At 73.0% G+C, this 1,886-nt stretch carries 2 protein-coding genes and 1 pseudogene; all 3 read right to left on the reverse strand.

Features of this window, described 5'->3' with window-relative positions; translation table 11 throughout:
- A pseudogene (locus Q0L15_RS21210) lies at positions 1-320 on the reverse strand (serine/threonine-protein phosphatase); the annotation flags it as partial.
- Between the two features lie 5 nt (positions 321-325).
- On the reverse strand, positions 326-805 hold the full coding sequence (locus Q0L15_RS21215) for an FHA domain-containing protein (RefSeq protein WP_296606730.1): 480 nt from the start codon (positions 803-805) through the stop codon (positions 326-328).
- 2 nt (positions 806-807) lie between these two features.
- The gene (locus Q0L15_RS21220; RefSeq protein WP_296606732.1) at positions 808-1,515 is read right to left on the reverse strand and encodes a DUF3662 and FHA domain-containing protein; all 708 of its coding nucleotides are present in this window, start codon (positions 1,513-1,515) and stop codon (positions 808-810) included.
- Between the last annotated feature and the right edge of the window lie 371 nt (positions 1,516-1,886).

The following is a 1,886-nucleotide window of genomic DNA, read 5'->3' on the forward strand; positions in this document are numbered from 1 at the left end:
GTGCCGTCGAGGCTCGGGTCCTCGTCGGCGAGCTCGTTGATGCGGTCATGGGCGCGGTGGAGGGCGCCGGCGACCTTGGTCAGCAGGTCGTCCGGGGAATCACCCTCCGGGGGGACGTCGAGGCGCCGCAGCTGGGCGATCGCCGTGCTCGAGGCGATGTCGCCGCGGGCCGCGCCGCCGACGCCGTCGCAGACCGCGACCAGCCACGGGCCGACGTACCCGGAGTCCTGGTTGTCCTTGCGGACCCGGCCGACGTCGGAGATCGCGGCGAACCGCAGGCGCAGCCTCGTCGGGGGCGCCGATGCTGGCGTGTCGGTCATCCGCGCTACTTCCTGAGCTCCAGGATCGTCTTGCCGATGCGCACCTGGGTGCCGAGCGTGATCGTGGTGGGCTGGGTGATGCGGACGGTGCCGACGTAGGTGCCGTTGGTCGACCCGAGGTCCTCGACGAACCACTGGTCCCCGGACGCCGCGATGCGCGCGTGCCGGGTCGAGACGTAGTCGTCGTCGAGCCGGATGGCGGCGTCGGCCCCACGCCCGATGAGGATGGGCGCCTGCTCGAGGTCGACGCGCTCGCCCGCGTTGGAGCCCTCGGTGACCGCCAGGTGGGTGGGGGTGCCACGCCGCTTGCTCGGGGGCTTGGGCTGCTTGGGGGTTCGCGCGGCGCGGCGGCCGTCGCCGCGGGCCGCCTCGGGGACGCGGGCGCCGAACATGTCCGAGCGGATCACCGAGATCGCGGAGAGCACGAAGATCCACAAGATCGCCAGGAAGGCGATGCGGACGAGGAACAGCGTCAGCTCGGACATCCTCAGCTCTCCTCGAGGACCCGGACGGTCATGGTCGTGTTGCCGATCTTGACCTGGGACCCATCGCGCAGGCGGGTGTGGGCGATGCGGTGGCCGTCGACGAGCATGCCGTTGGTCGAGCCGAGGTCGTGCACCTCGATCGACAGCCCGCCCCCGGCAGCGCCGGTGACCGAGAACTCGGCGTGGCGGCGGCTGACGCCGGGGTCGTTGATGCGGACGTCGGCCTCGGTGCCGCGGCCGACCACGAGACCGGGGGGCTGGAGCGGGTGGCGGGTGCCGTTGACCTCGAGCACCGCCCGGGCCCGGCCGACCTGGGTGTCGGTCGCCCCGCTGGTGACCTTGGCCTGGGCCTTGCTGCGGATCCGGAACCGGCCCGTCGTGAGGTCCTCGGCCGGCTCGAACCCGATCGAGACCGGCCCGGGGAAGACGTAGCCCTGCTGCTCGGCGTGGTCGCGCACCTGGGACGCCAGGTCCGCGGCGAGCGCGGAGTCGTACGGCGAGAGCCGGTCCAGGTCGGTCTGGGAGAGCTCGACGTGGAAGTCGTTGGGGACCAGCCGGCGGTCGCGGGAGAGGATCTGCGCGTTGTTGTCGCACTCGCGCTGGAGAGCAGCGGCGATCTCGACCGGCTGGACCGCCGAGCGGAACGCCCGGGCGAACGCGCCCGAGATCATCTGCTCGAGCCGGTGCTCCAGCTTCTGGAGTCCGCCCACGCCGCCTCCTTCCGTCCACGTCCCGGTGCCGGGCCTGCCAGTCCCCGGTGGTCGTGCCCGTCTGCTCGCCCGCCCAATCGGCGCGGAGCCTGTGCTCGTGCCCACAACTTCCCACACCAGGGCCGTCCCGACCGGCGGCCGGGCTCCGACCGATCGTAACGGGGTCGCCGAACCGGGTGGGGTCGCGTGCCTCACGCCGCGCCCCGGCGCGTCCCCGGGCCGCGGGACCGGCGGTCCATCGCACGGAGGGCGGCATCCGGTCGCGCGGACGCCGGTTTGGGGTAGACCCGAGGCCTGGGATAGCCTTGCCCCGCTTCACGCGCGAGTGGCGGAATAGGCAGACGCGCACGGTTCAGGTCCGTGTGTCCGAA

Origin of the sequence: Nocardioides sp., from assembly GCF_024509035.1 — a bacterium.
Taxonomy (GTDB): domain Bacteria; phylum Actinomycetota; class Actinomycetes; order Propionibacteriales; family Nocardioidaceae; genus Nocardioides.

Coding starts and splice junctions, on each gene's coding strand:
- Q0L15_RS21215 (WP_296606730.1), bottom strand. CDS start 805: ATGTCCGAGCTGACGCTGTTCCTCGTCCGCATCGCCTTCCTGGCGATC.